4 protein-coding genes and 1 pseudogene are annotated in these 2,862 nt (G+C 70.6%); 3 read left to right on the forward strand and 2 right to left on the reverse strand.

Features of this window, described 5'->3' with window-relative positions:
* Nucleotides 1-312, forward strand: a 312-nt coding sequence (locus tag AB0H32_RS47640; protein WP_361135786.1) for an amidohydrolase family protein, incomplete at its 5' end; no start/stop codon positions are given.
* Entirely contained in the window at nt 309-1,556 is a 1,248-nt protein-coding gene (locus AB0H32_RS47645; RefSeq protein WP_361135788.1) for a cytochrome P450, read from the forward strand. The genes AB0H32_RS47640 and AB0H32_RS47645, both read left to right, overlap by 4 nt.
* A gap of 311 nt (nt 1,557-1,867) precedes the next feature.
* On the opposite strand, the pseudogene AB0H32_RS47650 reads toward AB0H32_RS47645, so the two are convergent.
* A pseudogene (locus AB0H32_RS47650) lies at nt 1,868-1,993 on the reverse strand (LysR family transcriptional regulator); the annotation flags it as partial.
* A gap of 41 nt (nt 1,994-2,034) precedes the next feature.
* Between AB0H32_RS47650 and AB0H32_RS47655 the strand changes: the two are divergent.
* Nucleotides 2,035-2,433, forward strand: coding sequence for a helix-turn-helix transcriptional regulator (locus tag AB0H32_RS47655; protein WP_361135790.1), 399 nt, complete (start codon nt 2,035-2,037; stop codon nt 2,431-2,433).
* On the opposite strand, the gene AB0H32_RS47660 is transcribed toward AB0H32_RS47655, so the two are convergent.
* The coding region (locus AB0H32_RS47660) for a helix-turn-helix domain-containing protein (RefSeq protein ID WP_361135793.1) at nt 2,387-2,862 on the reverse strand (476 nt) is incomplete at its 5' end. The genes AB0H32_RS47655 and AB0H32_RS47660 overlap by 47 nt on opposite strands.

Raw genomic sequence — 2,862 nt, forward strand, 5'->3', positions numbered from 1 at the left:
GGCGCGCCGCCCTCCGGCCGGCCCGAGGCGGCCTCGGCCCCGTCGGCGGCCCAGGGACCGGCGGTCGACCCGGCCGAGGCGCTGCGGCGCATGTACGTCGACACGAGCCCGTGCAGTTCGGCGCATCTGAGCCTGAACGCGGAGGTGCTGGGGCCCGAGCGGATGCTCTTCGGTACGGACTCACCACCGTTGGCCGTGCCGCTGGAGGAGCAGATCCGCATGATCGAGAAGCTGCCTGTCGACAGGGCGTCGCAGCAGCTCATCCTCGGTGGCAACGCCGAGGCCCTCTTCGACCTCAGGAGTCGTCCGTGACCACCACGCAAGAGGCCGTCACGGCGGCCGAACGCTGCACCCCGGAGTTCCGGCGGAACCCTCACACGGTCTACGCCCATCTCCGCGACGCGGCCCCGGTCTGTCCCATGAGACCGCCGCACGGCAACGAGACGTACCTGATCACCCGGTACGAGGACGCGCGGGCCGCCCTGTCGGATCCGCGGTTGAGCAAGGACATGTACGGGGCCATGGACGCCTACCGGAGGATCTTCGGTGACTCGTCCGTCGCGCTGGACGACAACATGCTCAACTCCGATGCGCCCAAGCACACGCGGCTGCGCCGGCTGGTCAACTCCGCGTTCACCCCACGGCGTGTGGAGGCTCTGCGGCCGAAGATCGAGGGCATCGTCCGGGGCCTGCTCGACGAGTGCCCGCCCCGGGAGCCCTTCGACCTTCTGCCGGTCTTCGCGTTCCCGCTGCCGATGATCGTGATCTGCGATCTGCTCGGTGTACCGCCCGAGGAGCGGTCGCGGATGCAGAACCTGTCCTCGACGGTGGCCCAGAGCGGTTTCAACGAGGAGGCCAAGCGGGCCCAGCAGAAGGCGGAGGAGGATCTGCACGCGTACTTCTCGGATCTCATCGTCGCCAAGCGGAGCCGTCCGGGTGACGATCTCCTGAGCGCGCTCACCGCGGTCCGGGACGACGACGGTGGCGGCGGGCTGACCGAGAACGAGCTGGTCTCCACGGCGTTCCTGCTGATGTTCGCGGGTCACAAGACGACCGCGTACCTGCTCGGCAACGCGGTGCATCACCTCCTGTCCCATCCCGAGCAGCTGCGCGCTGTGCGGGAGAACCGGGAACTGATGCGTGCCGCGATCGAGGAACTGGTGCGCTACGACGGCTCCGTGGAGAGCGCGACGTTCCGCTACGCGACCGAGGACGTGGAGTACGGCGGGACCCGGATTCCCAAGGGCGCCCTGGTTCAGATCGCGATCAGTTCGGCCAACCGCGATCCGCTGAAGTTCGACGCCCCGGACGAGTTGAACGTGATGCGTCCGGGCAATACGCAGGACGCGCATCTGGGGTTCGGGCACGGCAGCCACTACTGCCTGGGAGCCCCGCTGGCCCGGCTGGAGATGCAGCTGGCGCTCACCGCCCTGTTCGACCGGTTCCCGAGGATGACTCTGGCCGACCCCCGCGCCGAGACGCGGTGGCTGGAGATTCCCTTCCCGGCCTTCCGCGGCCTCGCGGAGCTTCCGGTCGTGCTCGATCCCGCCGGGTGACCGACTCACGGGGGGATACTTGGTGGTCGGCCCTCCGTGCCCCGGTCGAGCCGGTCGTGGTGTGGATCCGTGTCCCACGCCTGCCGACCGAGGGCTCGCATGCGTGGTTGCACATGTTCCGAGAACCAAGGACACCTACCTCCAGGCCCGTCACGAGCGGCTCACCGCCCGCCGCGGCCCGCTCAGGGCCATGGTGGTCCAACTGCCGGATCACGTCGGTGAACTGGTCGTAGTGGTCCAGGTGCAGCCGAGCCAGGAACGCATGGTGCTCGCGGAAGCGTCCGGTCAGCGCCTCGGTGAGTTCGGAGATCTTGTTGCTCGAGTCTTCGTATCGCGGCCGGCAGCGACGGCTGCGACACGTAACCTGCGGCTGCCGCGCGGGCGAAGTGGCGCTCCCGGGCGAGCGCTACGAGGTACTCCAGCCGGCGCGGCAGCATGCGCGACCTCCGCGAGGAGAGGGGGCGGCTAGGGTTTCAGAGTGCCGACGTACAGCATTGGCCAGGCCGCGCGCCTGTTGAGAGTGAGCCCGGAGACCGTGCGCCGGTGGGCGGACGCGGGTCGGCTGCCGATGGGGCGGGACGGCTCGGGGAACCGGGTGATCGACGGCGCGGGGCTGGCACGGTTCGTGCGGGAGCGGGCGGCCGAGGACGAGCGGGGCGGGGCGGCCGGGCCTCCGACCTCCGTGCGCAACGCGCTCACGGGGATCGTCACGGCACTGCGCGCGGACGAGGTCGTGGCCCGGGTGGAGATCCAGGCCGGTCCGCACCGGATCGTGTCCCTGGTGACCCGGGAGGCCGTGGACGAGCTGGGTCTGGCGGTCGGGGTCACGGTCATCGCGCGGGTGAAGTCGACGAGCGTGCACCTCGAGCGGTCGTAGCGGACCGTGTGCTGCTCGGCTCCGTGCGACACAGCAGGGCGGCCCACAGGTCCAGGCGGTCCCGGAGGCGGGACAGGTCACGGCCGGTGAAGTGCTCGATGCGCTGGATCCGGTAGTGAACCGTGTTGACGTGCACGTGCAGCGCCTCGGCCGTGCGGGCCCAGGAGCCGTCATGGAGGAGGAACACTTCCAGGGTGTCCAGCAGCGCCGCGGCGGAGGCACTCCCGGGGGCGAGCAGCGGCCCGAGCACGGTGCGGCAGAAGGCGGTGCGGACCTCGGCCGGAATGCCGGTGAGCAGCGTGTCCAGCGTGGTCAGGGATGCGGCGTCCGCCAGGCAGGAGGCGCCGGCGCCCTTTGCCCTGGCCGAGGCCAGGGCGTAACGGGCCTCGGCCAGGGCACCCGGCAGCCCGGTCGGCTCGCTGACCGGTG

Source organism: Streptomyces sp. NPDC020362 (assembly GCF_040642095.1).
Classification (GTDB): domain Bacteria; phylum Actinomycetota; class Actinomycetes; order Streptomycetales; family Streptomycetaceae; genus Streptomyces.